The following is a 2435-nucleotide window of genomic DNA, read 5'->3' as shown; positions in this document are numbered from 1 at the left end:
CTTCTTTGAACAGTATCGTATGCACTGTAATATTTTTTGTGTATTCCTTCCTCTAAGGTTAAAGTTATTACAAAATGATTTGTAATTGCCGGACTGATAAAAATCAAGAAACTTCTAAATATGTATTTCTCAAAACATTATTTGAAAACTCTTGGTTCTACTAAACTGTGTGACTATTTCAATTTAAATTCAGTATGTTTAGTAGACGAAATCGAAATACAGTTGAGAAGAATTACCATATAATGAGCTTTGTATGGTAAATGATAAAAACGTGGTATCAAATAAATTATAATATAAAGAAGGTAAACCTTTAATATTGAATGTATAAAATGTATAAAAGGTAGTTAAAGTACGTGTTTTAGAATTTCTATAGACAATAAAAATTATAAAGAGGAGAAGTGTTAAAATGTTAAAAAGAGGGGTAATCCTTGAGCCTAATAAAATTGTTATAAAAGAATATTCACTAGATCGTGATCCAAAAAATGACGAAAGCCTTTTAAAAATCTTATATTGCGGAATCTGTGGCTCAGATGTTCACGTTTTCAAAGGGAAACATCCTTTTGTAGAATTTCCAGTTTCGACTGGGCATGAAGTTATTGTAATCATTGAAAAGTCTGATATATTTAAAAAAGGCCAATATGTTGCTATTAGGCCCTCCATTTGGGATAATGAATGTTACTATTGTAAACATGGAATGCCTCATATATGTGAGAACTTAAAAGTTAGAGGATTTCAAGAAGAGGGTTTATTAGCAGAAAAAGTTATAATACCAAACGAAGCGATTTTCCCAATTAATCCTAAAAACGATGAAGTTGAAGCCTTCACATTAACTGAACCATTGTCAACAGCTGTTCATGCCGCAAAGCTATCGTGTCTAGCTGGAAAAAGAGTAGCCGTAGTTGGTTTGGGAACAATTGGAATTCTTACGGCTGCAGTTGCTAAGGTCTATGGTGCAAAAGAGGTAATAGGTTTTGATGTTAATTCTTGGAAGGTGCAAAAAGCAAAAGAATTCAACTTCGTTTCAGATGCATTGAGCCCTCAAGAAACTAATGCCTATAAAGATTTTGATGTTGTTTTTGAAGCTGTAGGGATACAATCGTCAATTGATACAGCTTTTAACTTAGTTAGAAAACATGGTACAATTATTGTAATAGGTGTTTTCGCTGGTCCTGGTACTGTTCCACTACATTTAATTCAAGATAGAGAGTTTATTATAAGGGGGGCCCTAATGTATACTGATGATGATTTTTCAGAATCAATAAACTTAATTTCTCAAAAGAGAATTAATACTCAATTATTAATATCAAAAATTTTCGATGGAATAGATCAAGTACCTGATGCATTTCACTACGCAAGTAATGAAAAAAACTCATTTAAAACTTTGATTAAATTATAAAGAAGGTGTGCTTATGGAAGCTATTTATATAAAGCAACCTCATCAAATTGAAGTAATTAATAAAGAGGAACCATCTACAAAGGAAAATGAGTCATTGATAAGGGTATTAGGTTGTGGGGTTTGTGGGACGGATTTAAAAATCTTTAAGGGGGAAACTTTGGCTACTTATCCTCTTATACCAGGACATGAAATCGTTGGAGAAATAGTAAAATCTAAGATATTTGAGAAAGGAACCAAAGTTACCATTGATCCAAATAGACCTTGTGGTGTTTGTCAGTATTGTAGGGAAGGTAAAATTCATCTTTGTGAGAATCTAAACGCAGTTGGGGTAAATAGAGATGGTGGTTTTGCTGAATTTCTTTCGGTTCCAAATGAACAGATCTATACATTAAACGAAAATATACAAGTAAAAGATGCGATATTTGCAGAGCCTCTTTCCTGTATAATCCATGGAATAGACCTTTCTAATTTCTCTTACACTGATGATATAGCAATAACAGGAGGAGGAGCAATAGGTTTGATTTTCGCTATGCTGTTAAACAGATTTTCAGTAGGAAAAACTGTTATATTTGAGATTTCTCAAGAAAAAATAGAATTTATAAAAAACGAGTTTCGCTTGGAAGTAGAGCATCCTAACAATAATCGTCAATCTAAAAAATTTGATATAGTATTTGAATGTTCTGGGACTGTTTCAGGTTTTGAAACAGCTTATAACTTAGTAAAAAAGGTGGAAAAATTATAGATTTTGGAGTCACACCAAAGGGATTGAAATCAAAGGAAGTAGAGCCTTTTAAAATATACAGTGAGGAAATTTCGATCACCGGCTCTTATGTAAATCCTTTCACCATGCAAAGAGCTGTGAAAATTCTTAATAGCAATGAATTCCTTTTTCAAAAATTATTAACCGATGTTGGTGATCTTTCAGAGATAATAAAATATATATCTTCTGACCCAAAGTCTTTCTTAAAAGCTGCATATATAATTCAATAGAATCAAAAAATCATAAACTATCCCATCTAAATTTTAATGGGATTTTTAT

Annotated in this window: 3 protein-coding genes; all 3 read left to right on the top strand. The window is 31.7% G+C overall.

The genetic code is table 11. The features are described 5' to 3' along the window. The first annotated feature begins 406 nt into the window (after positions 1–406). Genes AA81_RS13820 through AA81_RS13810 form a run of 3 tightly spaced genes read left to right on the top strand, consistent with a single transcriptional unit; the run spans position 407 to position 2386 of the window. Entirely contained in the window at positions 407–1396 is a 990-nt protein-coding gene (locus AA81_RS13820; protein WP_103079289.1) for a zinc-dependent alcohol dehydrogenase, read from the top strand. 13 nt (positions 1397–1409) lie between these two features. Then, the gene (locus AA81_RS13815; protein WP_103079290.1) at positions 1410–2138 is read left to right on the top strand and encodes an alcohol dehydrogenase catalytic domain-containing protein; all 729 of its coding nucleotides are present in this window, start codon (positions 1410–1412) and stop codon (positions 2136–2138) included. Between the two features lie 23 nt (positions 2139–2161). Further along, a complete protein-coding gene (locus tag AA81_RS13810; RefSeq protein ID WP_103079291.1) occupies positions 2162–2386 on the top strand; it encodes a hypothetical protein in 225 nt (74 codons plus the stop codon). Positions 2387–2435: the final 49 nt, after the last annotated feature.

This window comes from Petrotoga halophila DSM 16923 (genome assembly GCF_002924615.1).
Note: the sequence above shows the minus strand (reverse complement) of the source record. Positions and strands in the feature narration are given on the sequence as shown.

Coding starts and splice junctions, on each gene's coding strand:
- AA81_RS13820 (WP_103079289.1), top strand. CDS start 407: ATGTTAAAAAGAGGGGTAATCCTTGAGCCTAATAAAATTGTTATAAAA.
- AA81_RS13815 (WP_103079290.1), top strand. CDS start 1,410: ATGGAAGCTATTTATATAAAGCAACCTCATCAAATTGAAGTAATTAAT.